The sequence below is a fragment of the Achromobacter maghribensis genome, from assembly GCF_057334215.1.
Genome location: NZ_JBHFII010000054.1, coordinates 150,748 through 171,525, shown reverse-complemented (window position 1 = coordinate 171,525; position 20,778 = coordinate 150,748). Strand labels below are relative to the sequence as shown.

Sequence of the window (20,778 nt, the reverse complement as noted above, 5' to 3'; positions counted from 1 at the left end):
AAAAAAAAGACGGAGGAAACTCCGTCGTAGGATACCGCGAGCCGAGCAGCCGCAAGTGCCTAAAAGCCGCAGAGGGCCGCCAGGTTTTCCCAGTGAATTTGCATCTCGGGCGTGGTGTAGCCCCAGAACGCCAGACCCAGCACCGCCGCCAGCGCCAGCACACCCACGGCGCGCCAGGCCCGATGGCGGCGGACGGCGGGAGGATCTACCGAGGTCATGGGCGGGTCTCCGAAAAGCGGGTTCGAGGCGGGCGGGCCAGACGCGCCGGCCTCATGCCGACGCGGGGCGCGGCGCCACCGGCGTCACCGGTTGTTCACGCACGGGCAGGCAGAGCAGCGCCGCCACCACGGCCAGCACCACGCCCAGCCACCAGACCATATCGTAGTTGCCCGTCTTGGCGTAGGCGTAACCGCCCAGCCAGACACCGATGAAGCTGCCCAACTGGTGTCCCAGGAAGACGATGCCCGACAAGGTGGCGGCATAGCGCAGTCCGTAGATCTGCCCGATCAGGCCCTGCGTGAGCGGCACCGTGCCCAGCCAGAACAGGCCCATCCACGCCGCAAAGGCATAAAGGACCCACGCGGACAGGGGCATGGCCAACAGCAGCAAGATGCCGAAGGCGCGCATGAAGTACACCACCGCCAGCAGGCGCTTCTTGCTGTATTTGCCACCCAGCTTGCCCGCATAGAACGAGCCCAGCACGTTGAACAGGCCGATCAACGCCACTGCGGTCGCGCCCTGCCCCGCGGTCAGGCCGCCGTCGGTCACATAGGCCGGCAGGTGCAGCGTGATGAAGGCGGTGTGGAAGCCGCAGACAAAGTAGCTCCAGAACAGGAAGTGGAACGAGGGGTGGCGTACCGCCTGCCGCACGGCCGAGGCCAGCGACTGCTGCGGCCCCGTCTGCGCTTGCGGACGGCCGCGCAAAAAATAGGCCAGCGGCGCGGCGCAAGCCACGAACAGCGACAGCACCCACAGCGCACCCGACCAGTCCATGCCGGTGATCAAGGCCTGCCCGGTGGGCACCACGGCGAACTGGCCCAGCGAACCCCCGGCGCTGGCAATACCCATCGCCGTGCTGCGGTAGGCCGGCGGCACGGCGCGCGCCACGACCGGCAGGATCACCGGAAAGGTGGTGCCCGCCTGGCCCAGCCCCACCAGCACGCCGGCGGTCAGGTAAAGCGTGGTCTCGTCGGTGGCGAAGCGCGTGCCGATCATGCCCAGCATGTACAGCACGGCGCCTAGCGCGATGGTGCGTCCGGACCCGTAGCGGTCGGCCAGGATGCCCATGAAGATGCAGGCCACGCCCCACACCAGGTTCTGCAGAGCGAAGGCCATCGAAAACACTTCGCGGCCCCAGCCGTGCGCCAGCCCCATCGGCTGCATGAACAGGCCAAAGGTCGCGCGCACGCCCATGGCAAGCAGCACCACCAAGGTGCCCAGGATGATGGTGCGGGTGGAAATCGTATCGGTTTGACTAGACATGAAACCCGTGTCTCGTTGTTGTATGGGTTTGCGCCCCCTCCTCGGGACGACCCTCGCATCATATACAACTCCCTCGCCACGCAACCGCAATAGCCCTGCTGCCGCATCGCACTTTAGCCATCCGTCACTCGGGCCTTCCCCCTACGACTAAGGTCGCGTGTCCCGCGCGTTGATGCGTCTCTATATTGGGCGGAGGCCCGTTCGCCAATAACAACAAGGAGACGCTCCCTATGACTTCGCCCCATGGCGTGGTTGCCGCAATCATGCGGCATCCCAAATATCAGGAATTGCTGCGCCGCCGCAGCCGCACCAGCCTGCTGTTCTTCGCCGTCACCGGCCTCATCTACGCAGGCTTCATCCTGACCCTGGCCTTCGACCCCGCATTCTTCGCCCGCCCGCTGCCCGGCATGACGATGAGCATCGGCGTCCTGACCGGCATCCTCGTCGTGTGCAGCGCGGTGGTGCTGATTTCCGCCTACGTCCATCTTTCCAACACGGTTTTCGACCCGCTGCTGGCCGCCATCATCAAGGACGTCTCATGAAGCGCAAGACCGCGATCGCCACGTTGATCCTCGTGCTGGGCGGCGCGCTGGCAGGGTCGGCCCGGGCGGCCGCCACCGGGCAAGCCAGCACCTCCGCCATCGTCATGTTCCTGACCTTCATCGCCGGCACGATGGGCATCACGTACTGGGCCGCCAAACGCACCCGCACCACGTCGGACTTCTACACGGCGGGCGGCGGGCTGTCCGGCTTCCAGAACGGCCTGGCGATCGCGGGCGACTACCTGTCCGCCGCGTCCTTCCTGGGCATCGCGGGCATGGTCTACGTCAGCGGCTTCGACGGCATGATCTACGCCATCGGCTTCCTGTTCGGTTGGCCGGTAGTCATGTTCCTGATCGCCGAACGGCTGCGCAACCTGGGCCGCTACAACTTCGCGGACGTGACCTCGTTCCGGCTGGCGCAAACCCCCATGCGGGTGCTGGCGGCCAGCGCGTCGCTGCTGATCATCGCGCTGTACCTGATCGCGCAGATGGTCGGCGCCGGCAAGCTGATCGTGTTGCTGTTCGGCCTGGACTACAACGTCGCCGTGCTGATCGTCGGGTCGCTGATGATGATCTACGTGGCCTTCGGCGGCATGACCGCCACGACCTGGGTGCAGATCATCAAGGCCGTGCTGATGCTCGTGGGCGCCACGCTCATGACCATCCTGGTGCTGGCCGCCTTCGACTACAGCCCTGACGCGCTGCTGGCCGAAGCCGCCCGCGTGCATCCGTCCGGCCTGGAACTGATGGCGCCCGGCGCGCAGGTCAGCAGCAATCCGCTGAACGCCCTGTCGCTGGGCATCGCGCTGGCCTTCGGCACCGCCGGACTGCCGCACATCCTGATGCGCTTCTTCACCGTCTCGAACGCCAAAGAGGCGCGCAAGTCCGTGATCTACGCCAGCTCCTTCATCGGCTATTTCTATCTGCTTACCTTCATCATCGGTTTTGGCGCGGTCGCATTGCTGGTGCGCCACCCCGAGTACTTCGCGGCCGGCCCGGACGGCAGCTTCGACATGATGAAAAGCCTGATCGGCGGCACCAACATGGTCGCGGTGCACCTGGCCAACGCCGTGGGCGGAAATCTGCTGCTGGGCTTCCTGGCGGCCGTCACTTTCGCCACCATCGTGGCGGTGGTGGCCGGGCTGGCGCTGGCCGGCGCCGCAGCCATTTCGCATGACCTGTACGCCAACGTCATTGCCCGCGGCCGCGCCACCGAACACCAGCAGATGCGAATTTCACGCCTGTCCACCATCGCCTTGGGCGTCATGGCCATTCTGCTGGGCATCGTGTTCGAGAACCAGAACGTGGCGTTCATGGTGGGGCTGGCCTTCGCCATCGCCGCCAGCGCCAATTTCCCCGTGCTGGTGCTGTCGATCTCTTGGCGCGGCTGCACCACGCGCGGCGCGACCATCGGCGGATTCCTGGGCCTGGCCAGCGCCACGATCTGGGTCGTGCTGAGCCAGACCGTGTGGGTAGACGTCTTCGGTTTTTCGTCGCCCATCACGCCCTTTCCCAATCCCGGCATCCTGTCCATCCCGCTGGCGTTCTTCTCGATCTGGCTGTTCTCGACACTGGACCGCAGCCCGCGAGCCCGACAAGAAGCCGCAGCCTTCGACGCCTTGACCGTCCGCAGCCAGACCGGCATCGGCGCCACCACTGCCGTCGGCCACTAACCGTTCAGAGGAAGCTTCCATGGAACCCATCCGCGATCTCTATCCCGTGCCCGAAGGCTTTGCCAGCCCGCAGACGATCACGCAGGAACAGTATGAAGAACAGTACGCGGCATCGCTTGGCGATCCCGACGCCTTCTGGGCGCGCGCCGCGCAACGCGTGCAGTGGGACCGCGAGCCCACGCAGATCCGGGACGTCAGCTTCGCCGCCGAAGACTTCCGGATCCGCTGGTATGCCGACGGGGAATTGAACGTCAGCGTCAACTGCCTGGATCGCCACCTAGAGACCCATGGCGACAAGGCCGCCCTGATCTGGGAACCGGACGCCCCTGGCACCCCCTCGCGGCGCATCAGCTACCGCGAACTCCACGCCATGGTCTGCAAGATGGGCAATGCGCTGCGCCGCGTGGGCATCGGCCGCGGCGACCGCGTCACCATCTATATGCCGATGATCGTGGACACCGTGGTCGCCATGCTGGCCTGCGCGCGCATCGGCGCCGTGCACAACGTGGTGTTCGGCGGGTTCGCGCCGGCCTCCATCGCCGACCGCGTGCGCGACTGCGGCGCCCGGGCGATCATCACCGCCGACGAAGGCCGCCGGGCGGGTCGCGCCATTGCGCTGAAAGCCAACGTGGATGCCGCGATGCGCATGCCGGGAATGGAAGGGGTACGCACGGTGCTGGTGGTCAGGCATACGGGCGCACCCGTCGACATGACGGCCGAACGCGACTATTGGCTGGACCGCCTGATGGACCGGGAAACCGACGAATGCGTCCCTGAACGCATGAACGCCGAAGACCCGCTGTTCATCCTCTATACCTCGGGCAGCACCGGCAAACCCAAAGGCATGCTGCACACGACCGGCGGCTATCTCGTCTATGCCGCCTACACGCATGCCGCCATCTTCGACATCCGCGACAGCGACGTGTTCTGGTGCACGGCGGATGTGGGCTGGATCACGGGCCACAGCTACATCGTCTATGGCCCCTTGGCCAATGGCGCCACGACTGTCGTCTTTGAAGGCGTGCCCAGCTACCCGGACGCCTCGCGCTTCTGGGACGTCATCGACAAACACGAGGTCACCATCTTCTACACCGCGCCCACCGCCATCCGCGCCTTGATGCGCGAGGGTCCCGCGCCCGTCCAGCGCACCTCGCGGAAATCGCTGCGCCTGCTGGGCACGGTGGGCGAATCCATCAACCCCGAAGCCTGGCGCTGGTATCACGACATCGTGGGCGCGGGCCGCTGCCCGATCGTGGACACCTGGTGGCAGACGGAAACCGGCGGCATCCTGATCGCGCCCTTGCCCGGCGCCAAGGCCTGCAAGCCCGGATCCGCCAGCATGCCCTTCTTCGGCATCCGGCCCGAGCTGGTCGATGTGCGGACAGGCGAGCTGATCGAAGGCCCCGGCGAAGGCAACCTGTTCATCCGGGACTCCTGGCCGGGCCAGGCGCGCGCCGTCTACGGCGACGACCGCCGCTATGTGGAAGGTTGCTTCAAGGACTACCCCGGCATGTACTTCACCGGCGACAGTTGCCGCCGCGACGCCGACGGCGACTACTGGATCACCGGCCGCGTGGACGACGTGCTGAACGTCAGCGGACACCGCATCGGGACCGCAGAACTCGAAAGCGCGCTGGTATCGCATCCAAAGGTCGCCGAGGCGGCGGCGGTCGGCTTCGCCCATGACATCAAGGGTCAGGGCATCTACGTGTATGTCACGCTGAAAGCGGGCCTGGAAACCTCCGACACGCTGCGCCAGGAACTGGTGGCCCACGTCCGCCGCCAGATCGGCCCCATCGCGACGCCGGACCATCTGCAATGGGCGCCCGCCTTGCCCAAGACGCGTTCGGGCAAGATCATGCGCCGCATCCTGCGCAAGATCGCCGAGAACAGCGTCGACGACCTGGGCGACATCACCACGCTGGCCGATCCCACGGTCGTACAGGCGCTGGTGCAGGAACGGCGTGTGGCATGATCGGCCATGCCCGTTATCCTGATCGCCGATGACCACCCGCTCTACATCGAAGCCCTGCGCGGGCTCATCGGCCGCCTGTTCCCGGACGCGGTGATCCGCGCCGCCGAACAGGTCAGCGCGCTCTACGATCTTGTCCAGGCCCATCCCCACGCCGATCTGCTGTTGCTGGACCTGGACATGCCCGGCGCCACGGGCTTTGACACCTTGACGCACGTGCTTCGCCTGCGGCCGCGGCTGCCCGTCGCCATCGTATCGGCGCATGACGATCCGCAGTTGATGCGCCGCGCGATCGATCATGGCGCGACGGGCTTCATCCCGAAGTCGGCCAACGCCGGCACCATCGGCCAAGCCTTGCGCCACGTGTTGCGCGGCGGCGTCTGGCTGCCCTTCGATGACGGGCCAGCCGGTTTTGCCGGCCCCGAAGACAGGCAGCTGGCGGCCAACCTGCGCGAACTGACGCCGCAACAGTACCGGGTGCTGCAGATGGTGGGCGCGGGCCTGCTGAACAAGCAGATCGCGCATGAGCTGAACGTGGCGGAAGCCACGGTCAAAACCCACATGACCGCCGTCATGCGAAAACTCTGCGTGACCAACCGGACGCAGGCGGTGGTGATTGCGGGACGCCTGGGATTGGGCGCCTGGCGCTAGGCCATATCGGAACCGCAACCGGCTGCCCCGAAATTCTCGCCTCCGAATATAGTTGATATTATCAACTACTTGGCCGAAAATGGGCTTTTCCCCACGGCAGGTAGGCCATGATTCTGCAAACTCCGCTGACCCGATTGCTGGGCACGCGCTATCCGATCATCCAGGGCGGCATGAGCTGGGCATCGTCCAACGCAGCGCTGGCGCTGGCAGTATCCCGCGCGGGCGGACTGGGCGTCATCGCCGCCGGCCCGATGTACCCCGAGGCGCTGCTGGCCGCCGTGCGCGAGGTGCGCCGCGGCACCGACGCGCCGTTCGCCGTCAACATCCCGCTGTACAACAAGCGCGCCCAGGAACACATGGACATTGCCATCGCGGAAGGCGTGCCGGTGATCATCGCGTCACAGGGCGGGCCTCAAAAGCACATCGGCCGCGCGCGCGACGCGGGCATCAAATGGCTGCAAGTGGTGGCAAGCCCGCTGCATGCCGAGAAAGCACAGGCCGCGGGGGTCGACGCCGTCATCGCCGTGGGCCTGGAAGCCGGCGGCCACCCGGGGCCAGACGAAATCGGTCTGCAGGTGCTGGTGCGCGCCACGGTGCGCCGCGTGTCGTTGCCGGTCGTGGCCGCGGGTGGCATTGCCGATGGCGCCGGGATCGCCGCCGCGCTGTGCCTGGGCGCGGCGGGTGCGCAATTGGGCACCCGTTTTTTGCTGACGCCCGAAGCCGGCGTGCACGCAGACTACAAAACCGCCGTGCTGGCCGCCGGCGTGGCCGACACCACGCTGGTCGGCCGCGGACGGTCGCCGGTTCGGATGCTGCGCAACACGTTCGCCCGCCAGTATCTGGCGTCCGAACGCGGCAGCGACGACGCCGCGCTGGATGCGCTGTTCGCGGTCAGTTCGCTGAAACAAGCGGCCCATGACGGCGACGTCGAAGGCGGCAAGGTCGAAGCCGGACAAAGTGCGGGATTGATCGACCGTCTGCAGCCCGCAGGCGAACTGGTGCAGCAACTGGTGGACGAGACGCGCGACGCCCTGGCGCGCGCCGCAGCGCTGGCCGGCTGAAAACAAGGAAGCCGCCCAAGGGCGGCTTCGATGGCGCACGCCCCCGGCGTGGCGCCTACTTTTTCATCAGCCCTGCGGATTCCACCAGCTTCTTCATTGCAAGCTGGTCTTTTTCCACAAAAGCCGTGGCTTCGGCGGGCGTCATGTTCCACAAATCGACGCCCTGCGCCTGCATCAGCTTGCCGTATTCGGCGTCCGCGTTCACGCGGCCCATCGCCTCGTTCAGCCGTTGCAGCACGTCGGCCGGCGTCCCCTTGGGCGCCGCCAGGCTGTACCACGACGCGGACTCGGCGCCCGCCACGCCCGACTCGGCCAACGTGGGCACGTCCGGCAATAGCGGTGAACGCTTGCCATTGGCGTAGGCCAGCGCTTTCAGCCTTCCGCTGCGAATGAAGGGCAGGCTGGCCGCCAGATTGAGTACGGCGATATCCACCTGCCCGCCCACCAGGTCGTTGATGGCCGGTGCCGCGCCGCTATACGGTATGTGCACGATGTCCACGCCCGCCCGTTGCCGGAAGAGCTCGGCGCCCAGATGCGGCGAACTGCCCGGGCCGGCCGAGGCGTAATTGATCTTGCCGGGTTCCTTGCGCGCCAGCGCCACCAGATCGGCCACGCTGGCGGCATTCAGCGTAGGGCGCGCCACCAGCATGTTCGGCTGATTGGCCACGATGGACACGAAGGCGAAATCCTTGATGCCGTCGTAGGGCGTGCGCTGCATCAGCGGCGTCACCACATGCGCGGCCGACGTGCCCAGCAGCAAGGTGTAGCCGTCGGGCTTGGCCCGCGCCACGAAGTTCGCCCCGATCGCGGCCCCGCCACCCGCCTTGTTCTCCACGATCACGGGCTTGCCCAGCTGCTTTTCCAGTTCGCGCGCCAGCGCGCGGCCCAGCACGTCGGCGGGACCGCCGGCGGCATAGGGATTGACCAGCGTGATGGGCTGGGATGGATAGGAGCCGGCGGCAGCGGCAGCCGCGCAGAACGCGCCGGTGGCCAGGCCGCACAGCAGGCGCTTGAGGGTAAGCAGACGCTTAGGGGTCATCATGGGTTTGTCTCCTGTCATGTCTTTTTTTTGATGGGGTGATGAATGGCTTAGATCGCGCCCTCTGCGCGCAACGCCTGGATTTCCGTATCGGACAGGCCCAGCGTCGCCTTCAGCACGCTATCGGTGTGCTCGCCCAGCAGCGGCGGACGCTCCAGGCGCGGGTCCTCGTAGCCCTTGAACTTGAATGGCACCGGCACGGCGCCAAAGCGGCCGATGGAAGGATGCTCGTAGCTGGCCACCATGCCGCGCGCCAGCACATGTTCGTCGTGCATGATTTCTTCCACGTCCAGGATCGGGCCGGCGGGCACGCCCACGGCATCGCAGCGCCGGCAAAGCTCGTCGCGCGTCAGCCGTCGCGCGGCGGCCGCCAGGCCCGCCATGACTTCGTCGCGCCGCGCAACCCGCACGGCATTGCGCGCCAGTTCCGGGTCGTCCGCCCATTGCGGCAATTCCAGCGCATCGCACAAGGGCTTCCAGTGCTGGTCGCTGCCCGTGATCTGCACCCAGCGCCCATCGCCGCACTCGAACGCGGCCGAGGGCACGCGCCCCGGATGTTCGGTGCCCAGCCGTTGCGGCACTTCACCCAGCGCGAAGTAGCGCGCCGCCGCCAACGACAACAGGCCGACCTGCCCGTCCAGCATCGAGAAGTCAATGTGGCAGCCCTGCCCCGACCGCGCCCTGCCCACCAGCGCGGACAGGATTCCAATCGCCGCCCACAGCCCCGATGTCAGGTCCGCCACGGGCAGGCCCGGTTTGACGGGGCCACCCCCCCGTTCCCCCGTCAGGCTCATGATGCCGCCCATGGCTTGAAACACGGTGTCGTATCCCTTGCGGGGCGCGTAGGGTCCGGTCATGCCAAAGCCCGTGCACGAGAAATAGATCAAACCGGGATTGCCGGGTGCGATGCTGTCGCGGTCCAGGCCATACTTGGCCAGCGTCCCCACCGGGAAATTCTCCACCACCACGTCGCTGGTCTCGGCCAGCCGGCGGATCAGCGCCTGGCCCGCCGGCTTGCGGAAGTTGACGGTGATGGACTGCTTGCTGCGATTGAAGGCCAGGTAATAGGCGGACTCCGTTCCGCCCTCGCCCTGCACCTGCGGCTCGAATCCCCGGGTTTCATCGCCCGCGCCGGGTTGCTCCACCTTGATCACGGTGGCACCGAGCTCGGCCAGGATCATCGATGCGAACGGGCACGCCAGCACGCGCGAGAGGTCCAGGATGGTCACGCCATCCAGCGGCCTCATCGCGGCGTCCCCTGGCGAAAGCCGCGCATGATCACGTTGGCGTCGCGCCCGACGCCCAGCGCTTCGGCCAGGCCCAGGTCCGCCGCGCGATGGAAGGCGCGCTTGGTCAATCCCATGGCGGCAGGCTCCCAGCCCGCCAGGCGCCCGGCCATTGCCAGCGCCGCGTCCAGCACGCCGGCGGCTGGCGCGATGCGATTGGCGATGCCCAGCGCCAGCGCGCGCGCGCCGTCGATGGGTTCGGCCATCGCCACCAGCTCGAACGCGTGCTTGCGGCCCACCTGCCGCACCAGGTTCGCCATCACGACGGCGGCCACGATGCCATGGCGCAATTCGGGATAGCCGAAGCGCACGTCCTCGGCCATGACGGTCAGGTCGCATGCCAGCGCCAGCCCCGCGCCGCCGCCCAGCGCATTGCCGTGCACCGCGCCCACGACCGGCTTGGTCATGCGCGAGAACACCAGATGCAGGTCGGTCGTCAGATCGGCGCGGGCAAGGACCGCCTCGGGCTGCTCCATGGTCAAACCGGAAAACTCGGTGGTGTCCGCCCCCGCGCAAAACGACTTGCCGTTGCCGGTCAGCACCACGGCGCGCACGGTCGCCTCTCGCTCTGCTTGCGACAGCGCGTCCAGCAATGCCGTGGTCAGCGCCGTATTCAGCGCATTGTGCTTTTCCGGGCGGTTCAGGCGCAGCAGGCGCACGGCGCCCTGGTTCTCGACGATCAGTTCCGGCATGGCGCAAGTCCTCTTGAATAGTGATCAGGCATTTGATTGATTTAATCAACAATATGGGTAAAAAAAGGCGCCGGGCAGGCGCCATCCGTTTATCGGGGTTGCACGCCACGGCCCCGGCGGGCCGGCACCTCGGCTTTGAATTCGTTCAGCATTTCCAGCGCATGGGCCGTGAGCTTGTCCAGCATGCGTTCCATATCATCGCGCTCCTTCGCCGACAGCACGGCAAGCATGGCGTCGTTGCGCTGCACGGCGGCAGGGAACATTTCGTCGTACAGCGCACGCCCCGCCCGCGTCAGGTCCAGGCTCACGCCGCGGCCGTCCTGGCTGTCCGCGCTGCGGTGTATCAATCCGCGTTCAATCAGCTCGGACACCGTCCGGCTTGCCTGGCTCTTGTCGATGTTCGCCTCGCGCGCCACCGCGTTCAGCGACATGTCGGGCGCCGCCCCCAGCAACGCGATGATCCGCCATTCCCGGGGCCCCACGCCGTAACGGCTTTCGTTCAGACCCGCCGCGATGCGGCTGGAGACGTAGGCCAGGCGATTCAGGCGATACGAGAACAGCTCTTTCAGGGCAGTCGGCTGGTCGCGCGCGGGAGAGGCTGGCTTGTGTGCGTTCAGGGATGCCATGGCTGGACTCTGCAAAGATAAGGAAAAAGCGTACGGGCGCGCCGGGCGCCCCCCTGGCCGCATGATATACAAATGCGCCGGCCCCTTGTCATGGCGCGGCCGGCGCCTGGCGCACGCCTGGAATCAACGGATTCATGCCGCTTAGCGCGACCCGGCTATGCAGCGGCCGGCCCAGCGTTTGCTGACACAGGCCCGAGACCTCGTCCAACGCATTCAGGTCCAGCCCCGTGCACACGCCCATCGATTCGAACAGGCTGACCAGGTCTTCGGTGGCGACGTTACCCGTGTGGCCGCCGCCATAACGGACCTTGGCCGGATGTCCGCCGACACCGCCGAACGCGCAGTCGAAATGCCGCACGCCCGTTTCCAGCGCCGACACGTAGTTCACCAGGCCGGTGCCCCGCGTGTCGTGAAAATGCGCAACCGGCGTCAACTGTGGAAATTCGCGCGCCATGCGGCCGTACAGCTCGCGCACGGCAGCCGGCGTCGCCATGCCCGTGGTGTCGCCAAGCGTGACGATGCCCACCCCCAATCGCGCAAACCGTTCCACATCGTCCATCACCGAATCCGGATCCACGACACCTTCGAACGGGCATCCGAAAGCCACGGAAATCGTGCCCACCATCCGAAGACGGCCGCTGGCCAAAGCGGCCATTTCCGCGATGTTGTCCCATTGCGCGGCACGCTCGCGCTTCAGGTTGCGCAGCGAATGCGAGGCGCTGGCCGACACCAGCAGGCTGATCTCGTTGGCACCGATACCGGCATCCTGATCCGCCAGCGCGCGCTGCACGGCGCGGGCATTGGCGCAGGTCGCCTTGTACCAGACGCCCGCGCGGCGCGGCAGCGCCGCAAGCAGTTCACTGGCATCGGCAAACTGCGGCACCACCTTGGGGTTGGAATACGACGTCGCCTCCACCCGTTCGAAGCCCAATCGCGCAAAGCGGTCGATCAGGTCCGCCTTGACCGAGGTGCCGATAAAGTCGGGCTCGTGTTGCAGGCCGTCCCGGGCGAAGCACTCGCACAACACAACGTCGCGCGCCCTCATGCCGCCTGCTCCAGACCGAACAACGCGATCGCGTGCGCGCGCAGCTTGTTCTTCTGCACCTTCGAACTGCCCGTCATGCCGATGTGTTCAAAGCTATCAACCACGGCCACATGGCGCGGCACCTTGTAGTTGGCGCAGCGGCTCTTGCACCAGGCCGTCAATTCCTCTGCCGAGCAATCCTGCCCGTCCTTAAGCAGCACAAACGCGGCGGGCACTTCTCCCAGACGCGCGTCGGGCACGCCCACCACTTGGGCCATGCGCACCGCAGGGTGTGCGTGCAGCACTTCCTCCACCTCGGCGGGCGCGACGTTTTCGCCGCCGACACGGAACATGTCTTTCAATCTGCCGACCATGCGCAGCCGCCCTTCGGCATCCATTTCGCCCAGATCGCCCGTGCTGAGCCAGCCGTCGGCGCCCAGCGCGCGCGCGGTTGCCTCGGGCATCTTGTAGTAGCCCTTCATGACGCTCCAGCCGCGCGCCTGGATTTCACCCGCCTCGCCCACGGCCACCGGCTTGCCGGTGCCGGGGTCCACCACCCGCACCTCCATGCCCGGATGCGGCAATGCCCAGCCCGCCGCACGCAGCGAAAAAGGATCGTCGTGGGACGAAAGCGTAATGTTGGGAGAGGCTTCGGATTGGCCGTACGCATTGCACATGCCTGGCACGCCCATGACATCGCGGATCTTCTGCATGACCTGCGGCCCCGCCGCCGCCCAGCCGCCGCGCAAATGGATGCGTGCACGGTCGAAATCGGGATGGCCCATCAGCATGAGGAAGATCGTGTCGTTGCCGGACGTAAGCGTGCAGCGTTCGGCATCCAGCATCCGCAAGGCGTCCGCCACATCAAACTTGGGCAGCGTCAGCAGGCAGCAACCCGTCACCAGGCTGACCAGGATCGACAAGGTGGTGCCCGCCACATGGAAGTACGGACGGATGCTGAAGTAACGGTCGTCGGCCGTCACGCCGATGCGCTGCGCGGCAGCCCACGCGTTGGTCAGCATGTTGGCGTGCGTCAGCATCACGCCCTTGGGAAACGAGGTGGTGCCGGATGTGTACTGGATCAGCAGCACGTCATCGGGCACGACGGCCTGCAGGCACGCCTGCAAGCTGTCCTGGTCCACCGTTTCACCGGCCGCCAGAAAGTCATGCCAAGGCGTTGCGCCCAAGGGGCAGCGGTCACCCAGCACGACCACCTGGCGCAGGCACGGCAAGCGTTCACCAGGCAAGCCGCCTGCACGATCCAGCGCCGGTTCCACTTGCGTCAGCAATGCCAGGAAATCGATGCCCAGGAACGTGTCCGCGGTCAGCAGCAGCTTGACGTCCGCCTGCTTCAAACAGAATTCCAGCTCTTCCGCCTTGAAGCGCGTATTGACCGGGACCGTCACGGCGCCCAGCATCGCGCAGGCGTAGAAAATCTGCACCCACACGCCGCTATTACCCAACAGCACGCCGACGTGGTCGCCGTGCCGCACGCCGGCGGCATGAAGGGCGCGCGCGATACGCTGCGCCTGCCCGCGCATGGTGTGCCAGTCATGGCGTTCGCCCGGCGCGACGAACGCCTGGGCTTGCGGGCGTTCAAGCGCCACTCGCTCCAAGGCCTCGGACAACGTAATCGGCATGGCGATCATGCGCGGCCCCCTTGATCCGGCGCGCCGAACCCGGCGATCGCCTGCCGCCAATCCGTGCCGCGCAAGTTTTCTTCGATGGCCAACAACTCGATCGCCATGGCGCCTTCGCGTGTTGTGGCCAGGCCTTGATCGATGCTGCGTTTGGTCAGCCTGACCGTCAACGGCGACGCGGCAGCGATCTTCGTCGCCATCTCAAGCGCCTCGGCCGGCAACGCCTCCGGCGCATGCACTTGATTCACCAGACCGATCTCGCACGCCTCGGCCGCATCGAAGCGGCGGCCCGTGAACAGCAGTTCCTTGGCCTTGCGCGCGCCAGCGATCCGCGGCAGCCGTTGCGTGGCGCCCACCGTGCCCCACCCCACTTCGGGGTAGCAGAAGATGGCGTCGGACGAGGCCAGCACGAAGTCGCACGCCGCCGCGATTTCGCAGCCCGACCCGAATGCCGGCCCCTGCACCACGGCGATCACCGGCTGCGGCATGCGTTCGATGGCGCCGTAAGCGGCAAAACCCTGCACCCGTCTTGCGGTCATCTCCGAGGTGCTCATGGTCTTGCGCTCTTTCAGGTCCGCGCCGGCGCAGAATGCCACGCCGGCTGCCCGGATCAGCACCACGTGCACCCCGGCATCCAGGGCCAGCAATCCCATCACCTGCACCAGTTCGGCGCACATCTGGGCGTTCAGCGCATTGCGGCTGTCGGGTCGGTTTAGCGTCACCGTGGCGACACGGTCCTGCACGTCCAGCAAGATCGTGTGAAAAGTCGGGGTCATGCCTGCTCCTGAAGGTTCTGGGTCTTGAAATCAACTTTACGGCATATAGTTGATTTAATCCACTATTTTTCCGAAGCAAGGCGGTAGCCGGAAGCGCCGCCCCTGAGCGACGACGCGGCACATTCACCGCTTTGGGCCCAAGCCCCGGGCGCCTCTGCTAGACTTGCGCCCTGTCAGCCGCCAGGATTTGCCTTGAATAGTGATACACTCCGCCCGGGTGTTTTCCTGCAATATCAAGGCACTAGAGAAGAAATTCGCCCCTGCGCGACCGCTTCGACACCCAGGTTTTGACCGTCTCGCCGTAGTTAAATGGATATAACCGGCCCCTCCTAAGGGTCAATTGGTGGTTCGATTCCACCCGGCGAGGCCATCCCCCGGCCTCGATTCCGACGCCGCACCTTCCCCGAAACACCGCACGTTCAGCCGGATGAGGGTTAATCCGGGCTACGCTCACGCGCGTTGCGCCGTTAGCGTCTCATGTCGCGTCTTGTGACGAATTGACGCGACGTCAATATGTCACCCATATTTTTTTCGGCGATGATAGCGAATCGCCTTGCGCACAACTTGATGTGCTGTTTAAATTCGACGCGTAAGCCCCTAATTCCTCTGGATTTTTTCTGACCCGACGACACGCCGGCTTAAGAAACACTTCTTCACAGACTGACAAGCCTGCTCAAACCATGGCATTTACCTGGAAACGTGCAATTGCGAACGCGGTAGCGCCAGCGGCGCTGGCGATGTGCGCGCTCCTGCTCCCGCCGGCCGCGCTGGCCGCGAAAAATTCCGACCCTTGCAAGACGAACGCCAAGTCGGCGGCCTGCAAGGCGCAACAAGCAAAGAAGACCCCTGCCGCGAAATCCGGCTCGGGCAAGACCGCGGCAGGCAAGCAAGCCGCTCCGGCCGCCAAGAAAGCCGCGCCGGCAGCCAAGAAGGCCACGCCTAAATCCTCGTCCACCGCGAAGAAAGCACCGCCCAAAAGCGGCAGGCAGGTGGCGGCCAAGGGCACGCCGCCCAAAAAGGGTGCGGCCGGCAAGAATGGCACGCCGAAATCGTCGCGCGGGCAACGCGCCGCGGTTGCGGCGGCCTCCGCCGCCATGCCGCCGCCCGCCGTGTCCGTGCGCGCCGAAGCCGCCGCGCTGCGGTCCAGCACCGCCTATGTGCAAGACCTGGAAACGTCGACCGTCCTGTTCGCCAAGAACGAAAATGTCGTGCGCCCCATCGCGTCCATCTCGAAGCTGATGACCGCGGTCGTGGTGGTCGACGCGAACCTGCCGATGGACGAAATGCTTGAGATCACCGACGAAGATGTCGACGGCCTCAAGCACACCACGTCGCGCCTGCGCGTAGGCACCAAGCTGTCGCGCGGCGACATGCTGCATCTGGCCTTGATGTCGTCCGAAAACCGTGCCGCCAACGCGCTGGGCCGTCACTATCCGGGCGGCCTGCCGGCGTTCGTGGCCGCCATGAACGCCAAGGCGCTGTCGCTGGGCATGAGCAGCACGCACTTCATCGAGCCCACGGGCCTGTCCAGCAACAACGTGTCGTCGCCGCATGATCTGGCGCGACTGCTGCGCGCGGCTTCGCAACGCCCGCTGATCCACCGCTACTCGACCGATACCGAGTACGAAGTCGAGATCAACAACCGCACGCAGACCTTCCGCAACACCAACCTGCTGGTGCGCAAGCCTGACTGGGACATCAAGGTATCCAAGACGGGCTACATCAATGAAGCCGGCGAATGCCTGGTCATGCTGGCCCGCATCAATGGCCGCGATCTGGCCATCGTGCTGCTGGACTCGCAAGGCAAGCTGTCGCGCATCGGCGATGCCGTGCGCATCCGCCGCATCGTGCAAAACGAAGTGGCGCTGGCGTCGATCCAGCCGGGCGGTTGAATAGCCGACGCCCCGCCAATGAAAAAGCCCGATCGGTGAACCTGATCGGGCTTTTTTTTATTGCCGTGCGCCAGACCCTCGGTGGGTGCCCCCTAAGCGCTAGGCCGCGACCGGCCGCTTCGCGCGCAACGGCTTCACGTCGTAGAGCGACGCGGGCAGCCCTTCCAGCACGGCTTGCGGATTCAATGAACGGATCGGCACCGCGGCATCCCGCGGAATCCTGCCTTCGGCCTGCAGCAGTTGGTAGCGCAGGCAGCACACTCGCAAGAACGACGTGAAGTTGGCGGCCTCGCCACGATATTCGACCAGCTCGTCGTACAGGCGTTCGATCAGTTGCGTGACGCGCATGCCGTCGCGGCCGGCGATCTCTTCCAGCACTTGCCAGAACAATTGCTCGAGCCGCAAGCTGGTCGCCACGCCATGCAAGCGCAACGAACGGGTTTCAGGCGCGTAGGACTGTTCGCTCGCGCGGATGAAGATTTCACACATGGGAGCTCCGGTGCCAAGGGGCAAGGCGTCCGCCTGGGCAGGCACGCCAGGCCCACTGTACGACGTTTGGCGCGCCGCCCGCAAGGCACCGGATGGCCCCGTCGCACGCTACGCCGCTCCGATCCGGCCCTTTTGGGGCTGGCCATTCTGCAACCACACGTTTCCCGCCGCTGCCGCACTCCGCCCAGGTTGATATAAATCATGGTGCCGAATGCGCGCACGTTCGAGCATGGTGAATCTGAACAGACTTCGGAGGATGCGATGAACAAGACCATGAAGGCCGCAGTTGCACGGGCATTCGGCAAGCCGCTGGTAATCGAAGAAGTCGCGGTGCCCCGCCCCGGTGCTGGCGAACTGCTGGTGAAGATCGAGGCGTGCGGCGTCTGCCACACCGATCTACATGCCGTGGAAGGCGACTGGCCCGTCAAGCCCAACCCTCCGTTCATACCTGGCCACGAAGGCGTCGGTTACGTCGTGGCGGTTGGCGCGGGCGTCACCCACGTGAAGGAAGGCGACCGCGTCGGCATTCCGTGGCTGTATTCCGCCTGCGGCCATTGCGAGCATTGCCTGGGCGGCTGGGAAACCCTGTGCGAACAACAGCAGAACGCGGGCTACTCCGTGAACGGCGGCTTTGCGGAATACGCACTGGCGGCCGCTGATTACGTCGGGCTCCTGCCCAAGAGCGTCGGCTTCGTCGACATCGCCCCCGTGCTGTGCGCGGGCGTCACGGTCTACAAGGGCCTGAAGATGACCGACACGCGCCCGGGCAACTGGGTGGTGATTTCGGGCATCGGCGGATTGGGCCACATGGCGGTGCAGTATGCCAAGGCAATGGGCCTGAACGTGGCCGCGGTCGACATCGACGATGCCAAACTGGACTTTGCCCGCCGCTTGGGCGCGGAAGTTACCGTCAACGCCAGGACCACCGATCCCGCCGCTTACCTGAAACGCGAAATCGGCGGCGCCCATGGCGCGCTGATCACGGCCGTGTCGCCCAAGGCGTTCGAGCAGGCGCTGGGCATGGTGCGCCGCGGCGGAACCGTCGCATTGAACGGGCTTCCGCCCGGCGATTTTCCGCTGTCGATCTTCGACATGGTGCTGAACGGCATCACCGTGCGAGGCTCCATCGTCGGGTCGCGGCTGGACTTGCAAGAGTCCCTGCAGTTCGCCGAAGAAGGCAAGGTGCACGCCACCGTCGCCACGGAAAGCCTGGAGAACATCAACAGCGTGTTCGACCGCATGAAGCAAGGCCAGATCGAAGGCCGCATCGTGCTTGATTTCGCCTGACCCGCCAACAGGCGCCACGGCACCACAACCACAAGGGCCTGGGGCGGCAACCGCCCCAGGCCCTTGCGTCATTCATACCCCTGAAACCGCCATCGCCATCAGGGCGTGATCTTCGTGCCCAGCACTGCCAGGAATTGCGACAGCCATGCGGGATGCGCGGGCCATGCCGGCGCCGTCACCAGATTGCCGTCGGTGTAGGCCTGGTCGATGCCGATCTCGGCGTAGGTGCCGCCGGCCAGGCGCACTTCCGGCGCGCAGGCCGGATACGCCGAGCACGTGCGGCCCTTCAGGATACCGGCGGCAGCCAGCAACTGCGCGCCATGGCACACGGCGGCGATCGGCTTGCCGGCCTGATCGAAATACCGCACGATATCCAGCACTTTTTCATTCAAGCGCAGGTATTCCGGCGCGCGGCCGCCCGGGATCACCAAGCCGTCGTAAGACGAAGGCTCCACGCGGTCGAAGTCGAAATTCAACGAAAAATTGTGACCGCGTTTTTCGCTATAGGTCTGTGCGCCCTCGAAATCGTGGATGGCGGTGGCGATGGTGTCGCCGGCCTTCTTATCCGGGCAGACCGCGTGCACCGTGTGCCCCACGGCAAGCAGCGTCTGGAACGGCACCATGGTTTCGTAGTCTTCGGCGTAATCGCCGACCAGCATCAACAGTCTTTTGCTCATGAGTATCTCCTTGGGATGAGGGGCGGCCGGTTGCGCGCCCAGCGTCGTGGGCCCCGGTTCTTGATGTTCTAGCGGCCATTGTGCCCGGGCCCGGGAGACGGATGGTGGTAATGGGATACCACGCGGGGAACAGGCGGGAAACGGGGCGAGTGCGACAAATGTTGCCGCGCCCGGCAGGCCGTGCAGGCATGCGCGCCCCCGCCATCGCATTCAGTGCGGCAATGATGCGCCGCCACAGATCGCGATGTCCTGCCCGGTGATCGCTGCCGCCTCGCGCGACATCAGGAATTGCACCAGCGCCGCGATTTCCCCGGGCTGGATCAGCCGGCCGATCGGCGGCATGCGCGGCGCGCTGGCCGCGCGCGCCGGATCATCCAGCATGGCCGTCTGCGTGGCCGCCGGCGACACCACGTTCACCGTCACGCCCTGGGGCGCCAGCTCGGCGGCCCAGCTGCGCGCCAATGCCACCAGCGCGGCCTTGGACGCGGCGTACTGGCTGCGACCCGGCATGCCCTGCGCCACGCGGCTGCCGATCAGCACCACGCGGCCGTCGCCGCGCGCGGCCATCTCGGGCGCCAGGATCTGCGCCAGGCGAACGGCAACATCCACGTGCAGCTTCCACATGCGCTCGCCATCTGCCGGGGCCATCCGCGCCAAGGGTCCGACCCGCAATATGCCCGCGGCATGAACCAGCGCGCGCGCATCCTTCAGCGTGTCCAGCGCGCGCCGCGTGGCCGCTTCGTCGCACAGATCAACCGTGATGTGGCGATAGGCATCGTGCCGCGCCACGGCTGCCCCGATATCCAGGCCCGCCACCTGCCACCCCGCCTTCAGCAGATGCTGCACGATGGCAAGGCCGATGCCGCCCGTGGCGCCGGTGACCACGGCCAGGCCAGCGCTGTGCTCATTCGACATGGATGCGCCCCTCTTGCACGATCTTCCGCGAGCGCGCCATGTCGTCTTTCTGGAATTGCGCGAACGCACCGGCGGAGCCCGGCGTCAACGTCACCCCCAGCTGTTCGTACTTGGCCGTCATGCCCGAGGACAAGGCCTTGTTGACCTCGGCGTTCAACTTCTCGACAACGGCCGGGGGCGTGCCGGCCGGCGCCCACAGCCCGTACCAGCTATAGAACTGATACCCCGGCAAGATTTCGCTGACCGTGGGCACGTCAGGCAAGTTGGGCAAGCGCGCTTCGGACGTCACGGCCAGTATCTTCAGCATGCCGCTTTTGTAGTACGACACCGCGCCCAGCACCGGGTCGATGAAGCCGTCGATACGCCCGCCCACCAGGTCTTGCAGCGCGGGCGATGTGCCGCGATACGGGATCACCGTGTAATCCAGACCGCCTTGGCGCTTGAGCAGTTCCGTGGCCAGATGGCCGGCCGACCCGATCGAACCCACGGCAAAAGTCAGGCTGCCAGGGTTCTGCTTGGCATACGTCAGCAGGCCGGCCAGGTCCGTCACGGGCAGGTCTTTTTTCACGGACAAGGACAACGGCGCCTTGCCCGCCATGGCCACCGGCACAAAGTTCTTGTCGACGTCGTAAGGCACCGACTTCATCGTCATCGGCGCGGTGGTGAAGGTCGACGCGTTGAACAGCAGGGTGTAGCCATCGGCCGGCGACTTGGCCACCACGTCGGCGCCGATGATGCCGTTGCCGCCCGAGCGGTTTTCCACGATGAACGTTTGCCCCGTCTGTTCGCTGAGCTTCTGGGCCAGATCGCGGCCCAGCATGTCCAGCGTGCCGCCCGGCGGAAAGGGAATCACAAACCGGACCTGGTGCGACGGATAGCTGTCCTGGGCCTGGGCCAGACCCTGCACCCCGCCGCCGGCAAGACCAACGCACAGCGCAACCAGGCCGCGCAACATGGTTCTTTTTTGCATGACTTGTCTCCTCTTATTGATTATCCGTTGCGGCATCGTGCGGCGGTATGGCGCGGGGCCATCCGCCTGCTTGCGTGCCGCCAC

General features: G+C 66.0%; 20 protein-coding genes and 1 tRNA gene. 8 read left to right on the top strand and 13 right to left on the bottom strand.

Annotation, left to right across the window (positions count from 1 at the left end; translation table 11 throughout):
• Window positions 1–59: 59 nt before the first annotated feature.
• Complete coding sequence (locus ACE039_RS23740) at window positions 60–218, bottom strand: hypothetical protein (protein WP_199196901.1); 159 nt, start codon at window positions 216–218, stop codon at window positions 60–62.
• A 52-nt stretch (window positions 219–270) separates the two neighbouring features.
• A complete protein-coding gene (locus ACE039_RS23735; protein ID WP_310030816.1) occupies window positions 271–1,482 on the bottom strand; it encodes an MFS transporter in 1,212 nt (403 codons plus the stop codon).
• Window positions 1,483–1,712: 230 nt separating this feature from the next.
• On the opposite strand from ACE039_RS23735, the gene ACE039_RS23730 reads away from it, so the two are divergent.
• The 5 genes from ACE039_RS23730 to ACE039_RS23710 all read left to right on the top strand — a co-directional run bounded on the left by ACE039_RS23730 (window position 1,713) and on the right by ACE039_RS23710 (window position 7,381).
• Window positions 1,713–2,024: a DUF485 domain-containing protein gene (locus ACE039_RS23730; RefSeq protein ID WP_485823482.1), complete on the top strand. Its 312-nt coding sequence runs from the start codon at window positions 1,713–1,715 to the stop codon at window positions 2,022–2,024.
• Window positions 2,021–3,697 (top strand): cation/acetate symporter ActP, encoded by a 1,677-nt coding sequence (gene actP, locus ACE039_RS23725; RefSeq protein ID WP_448712192.1) that lies wholly within the window; start codon window positions 2,021–2,023, stop codon window positions 3,695–3,697. Before ACE039_RS23730 ends, actP begins: the two co-directional genes overlap by 4 nt.
• Before the next feature lie 19 nt (window positions 3,698–3,716).
• A complete protein-coding gene (gene acs, locus ACE039_RS23720) occupies window positions 3,717–5,672 on the top strand; it encodes an acetate--CoA ligase (protein WP_485823481.1) in 1,956 nt (651 codons plus the stop codon).
• Window positions 5,673–5,678: 6 nt separating this feature from the next.
• Window positions 5,679–6,320: a response regulator gene (locus ACE039_RS23715; protein WP_448712195.1), complete on the top strand. Its 642-nt coding sequence runs from the start codon at window positions 5,679–5,681 to the stop codon at window positions 6,318–6,320.
• A 107-nt stretch (window positions 6,321–6,427) separates the two neighbouring features.
• Window positions 6,428–7,381, top strand: coding sequence for an NAD(P)H-dependent flavin oxidoreductase (locus ACE039_RS23710; RefSeq protein ID WP_310030818.1), 954 nt, complete (start codon window positions 6,428–6,430; stop codon window positions 7,379–7,381).
• Window positions 7,382–7,436: 55 nt separating this feature from the next.
• On the opposite strand, the gene ACE039_RS23705 is transcribed toward ACE039_RS23710, so the two are convergent.
• The 7 genes from ACE039_RS23705 to ACE039_RS23675 form a co-directional block, all read right to left on the bottom strand.
• On the bottom strand, window positions 7,437–8,423 hold the full coding sequence (locus ACE039_RS23705; RefSeq protein ID WP_485823480.1) for a tripartite tricarboxylate transporter substrate binding protein: 987 nt from the start codon (window positions 8,421–8,423) through the stop codon (window positions 7,437–7,439).
• A gap of 47 nt (window positions 8,424–8,470) precedes the next feature.
• Window positions 8,471–9,667, bottom strand: coding sequence for a CaiB/BaiF CoA transferase family protein (locus ACE039_RS23700; RefSeq protein WP_448712198.1), 1,197 nt, complete (start codon window positions 9,665–9,667; stop codon window positions 8,471–8,473).
• Window positions 9,664–10,398, bottom strand: coding sequence for an enoyl-CoA hydratase/isomerase family protein (locus tag ACE039_RS23695; protein ID WP_105559048.1), 735 nt, complete (start codon window positions 10,396–10,398; stop codon window positions 9,664–9,666). The genes ACE039_RS23700 and ACE039_RS23695 overlap by 4 nt, the downstream gene beginning before the upstream one ends.
• Window positions 10,399–10,487: 89 nt before the next feature.
• Window positions 10,488–11,024 (bottom strand): MarR family winged helix-turn-helix transcriptional regulator, encoded by a 537-nt coding sequence (locus ACE039_RS23690; protein WP_332007531.1) that lies wholly within the window; start codon window positions 11,022–11,024, stop codon window positions 10,488–10,490.
• An 88-nt stretch (window positions 11,025–11,112) separates the two neighbouring features.
• Entirely contained in the window at window positions 11,113–12,069 is a 957-nt protein-coding gene (locus tag ACE039_RS23685) for a hydroxymethylglutaryl-CoA lyase (protein WP_485823479.1), read from the bottom strand.
• The gene (locus ACE039_RS23680; RefSeq protein ID WP_485823478.1) at window positions 12,066–13,697 is read right to left on the bottom strand and encodes an AMP-binding protein; all 1,632 of its coding nucleotides are present in this window, start codon (window positions 13,695–13,697) and stop codon (window positions 12,066–12,068) included. Before ACE039_RS23680 ends, ACE039_RS23685 begins: the two co-directional genes overlap by 4 nt.
• On the bottom strand, window positions 13,694–14,464 hold the full coding sequence (locus ACE039_RS23675; protein WP_485823477.1) for an enoyl-CoA hydratase/isomerase family protein: 771 nt from the start codon (window positions 14,462–14,464) through the stop codon (window positions 13,694–13,696). The genes ACE039_RS23680 and ACE039_RS23675 overlap by 4 nt, the downstream gene beginning before the upstream one ends.
• 295 nt (window positions 14,465–14,759) lie before the next feature.
• Here ACE039_RS23675 and ACE039_RS23670 point away from each other — a divergent pair.
• Window positions 14,760–14,834 (top strand) — tRNA-Arg (locus tag ACE039_RS23670).
• A 310-nt stretch (window positions 14,835–15,144) separates the two neighbouring features.
• The gene (pbpG, locus tag ACE039_RS23665) at window positions 15,145–16,356 is read left to right on the top strand and encodes a D-alanyl-D-alanine endopeptidase (protein ID WP_485823476.1); all 1,212 of its coding nucleotides are present in this window, start codon (window positions 15,145–15,147) and stop codon (window positions 16,354–16,356) included.
• Between the two features lie 99 nt (window positions 16,357–16,455).
• Here the strand turns inward: pbpG and ACE039_RS23660 are convergent, their stop codons facing one another.
• The gene (locus ACE039_RS23660) at window positions 16,456–16,845 is read right to left on the bottom strand and encodes a ribbon-helix-helix domain-containing protein (RefSeq protein WP_448712205.1); all 390 of its coding nucleotides are present in this window, start codon (window positions 16,843–16,845) and stop codon (window positions 16,456–16,458) included.
• Window positions 16,846–17,106: 261 nt separating this feature from the next.
• On the opposite strand from ACE039_RS23660, the gene adhP reads away from it, so the two are divergent.
• Window positions 17,107–18,132 carry an alcohol dehydrogenase AdhP gene (adhP, locus tag ACE039_RS23655; RefSeq protein WP_310030831.1) on the top strand — a complete coding sequence of 342 codons (1,026 nt, stop codon included), beginning with the start codon at window positions 17,107–17,109 and terminating at the stop codon, window positions 18,130–18,132.
• Between the two features lie 98 nt (window positions 18,133–18,230).
• Here adhP and ACE039_RS23650 read toward each other — a convergent pair whose 3' ends face one another.
• The 3 genes from ACE039_RS23650 to ACE039_RS23640 all read right to left on the bottom strand — a co-directional run bounded on the left by ACE039_RS23650 (window position 18,231) and on the right by ACE039_RS23640 (window position 20,694).
• Window positions 18,231–18,809: a DJ-1/PfpI family protein gene (locus tag ACE039_RS23650; protein WP_105559055.1), complete on the bottom strand. Its 579-nt coding sequence runs from the start codon at window positions 18,807–18,809 to the stop codon at window positions 18,231–18,233.
• A 210-nt stretch (window positions 18,810–19,019) separates the two neighbouring features.
• The gene (locus ACE039_RS23645; protein WP_448712211.1) at window positions 19,020–19,724 is read right to left on the bottom strand and encodes an SDR family NAD(P)-dependent oxidoreductase; all 705 of its coding nucleotides are present in this window, start codon (window positions 19,722–19,724) and stop codon (window positions 19,020–19,022) included.
• Window positions 19,714–20,694 carry a Bug family tripartite tricarboxylate transporter substrate binding protein gene (locus tag ACE039_RS23640; protein ID WP_448712213.1) on the bottom strand — a complete coding sequence of 327 codons (981 nt, stop codon included), beginning with the start codon at window positions 20,692–20,694 and terminating at the stop codon, window positions 19,714–19,716. The genes ACE039_RS23645 and ACE039_RS23640 overlap by 11 nt, the downstream gene beginning before the upstream one ends.
• Window positions 20,695–20,778 lie beyond the last annotated feature (84 nt).

Excerpts from the sequence above, each read along its gene's own strand:
- ACE039_RS23740 (WP_199196901.1), bottom strand. The coding sequence starts at position 218 with ATGACCTCGGTAGATCCTCCCGCCGTCCGCCGCCATCGGGCCTGGCGC.
- ACE039_RS23735 (WP_310030816.1), bottom strand. The coding sequence starts at position 1,482 with ATGTCTAGTCAAACCGATACGATTTCCACCCGCACCATCATCCTGGGC.
- ACE039_RS23730 (WP_485823482.1), top strand. The coding sequence starts at position 1,713 with ATGACTTCGCCCCATGGCGTGGTTGCCGCAATCATGCGGCATCCCAAA.
- actP (WP_448712192.1), top strand. The coding sequence starts at position 2,021 with ATGAAGCGCAAGACCGCGATCGCCACGTTGATCCTCGTGCTGGGCGGC.
- acs (WP_485823481.1), top strand. The coding sequence starts at position 3,717 with ATGGAACCCATCCGCGATCTCTATCCCGTGCCCGAAGGCTTTGCCAGC.
- ACE039_RS23715 (WP_448712195.1), top strand. The coding sequence starts at position 5,679 with ATGCCCGTTATCCTGATCGCCGATGACCACCCGCTCTACATCGAAGCC.
- ACE039_RS23710 (WP_310030818.1), top strand. The coding sequence starts at position 6,428 with ATGATTCTGCAAACTCCGCTGACCCGATTGCTGGGCACGCGCTATCCG.
- ACE039_RS23705 (WP_485823480.1), bottom strand. The coding sequence starts at position 8,423 with ATGATGACCCCTAAGCGTCTGCTTACCCTCAAGCGCCTGCTGTGCGGC.
- ACE039_RS23700 (WP_448712198.1), bottom strand. The coding sequence starts at position 9,667 with ATGAGGCCGCTGGATGGCGTGACCATCCTGGACCTCTCGCGCGTGCTG.
- ACE039_RS23695 (WP_105559048.1), bottom strand. The coding sequence starts at position 10,398 with ATGCCGGAACTGATCGTCGAGAACCAGGGCGCCGTGCGCCTGCTGCGC.
- ACE039_RS23690 (WP_332007531.1), bottom strand. The coding sequence starts at position 11,024 with ATGGCATCCCTGAACGCACACAAGCCAGCCTCTCCCGCGCGCGACCAG.
- ACE039_RS23685 (WP_485823479.1), bottom strand. The coding sequence starts at position 12,069 with ATGAGGGCGCGCGACGTTGTGTTGTGCGAGTGCTTCGCCCGGGACGGC.
- ACE039_RS23680 (WP_485823478.1), bottom strand. The coding sequence starts at position 13,697 with ATGATCGCCATGCCGATTACGTTGTCCGAGGCCTTGGAGCGAGTGGCG.
- ACE039_RS23675 (WP_485823477.1), bottom strand. The coding sequence starts at position 14,464 with ATGACCCCGACTTTTCACACGATCTTGCTGGACGTGCAGGACCGTGTC.
- pbpG (WP_485823476.1), top strand. The coding sequence starts at position 15,145 with ATGGCATTTACCTGGAAACGTGCAATTGCGAACGCGGTAGCGCCAGCG.
- ACE039_RS23660 (WP_448712205.1), bottom strand. The coding sequence starts at position 16,845 with ATGTGTGAAATCTTCATCCGCGCGAGCGAACAGTCCTACGCGCCTGAA.
- adhP (WP_310030831.1), top strand. The coding sequence starts at position 17,107 with ATGAACAAGACCATGAAGGCCGCAGTTGCACGGGCATTCGGCAAGCCG.
- ACE039_RS23650 (WP_105559055.1), bottom strand. The coding sequence starts at position 18,809 with ATGAGCAAAAGACTGTTGATGCTGGTCGGCGATTACGCCGAAGACTAC.
- ACE039_RS23645 (WP_448712211.1), bottom strand. The coding sequence starts at position 19,724 with ATGTCGAATGAGCACAGCGCTGGCCTGGCCGTGGTCACCGGCGCCACG.
- ACE039_RS23640 (WP_448712213.1), bottom strand. The coding sequence starts at position 20,694 with ATGCAAAAAAGAACCATGTTGCGCGGCCTGGTTGCGCTGTGCGTTGGT.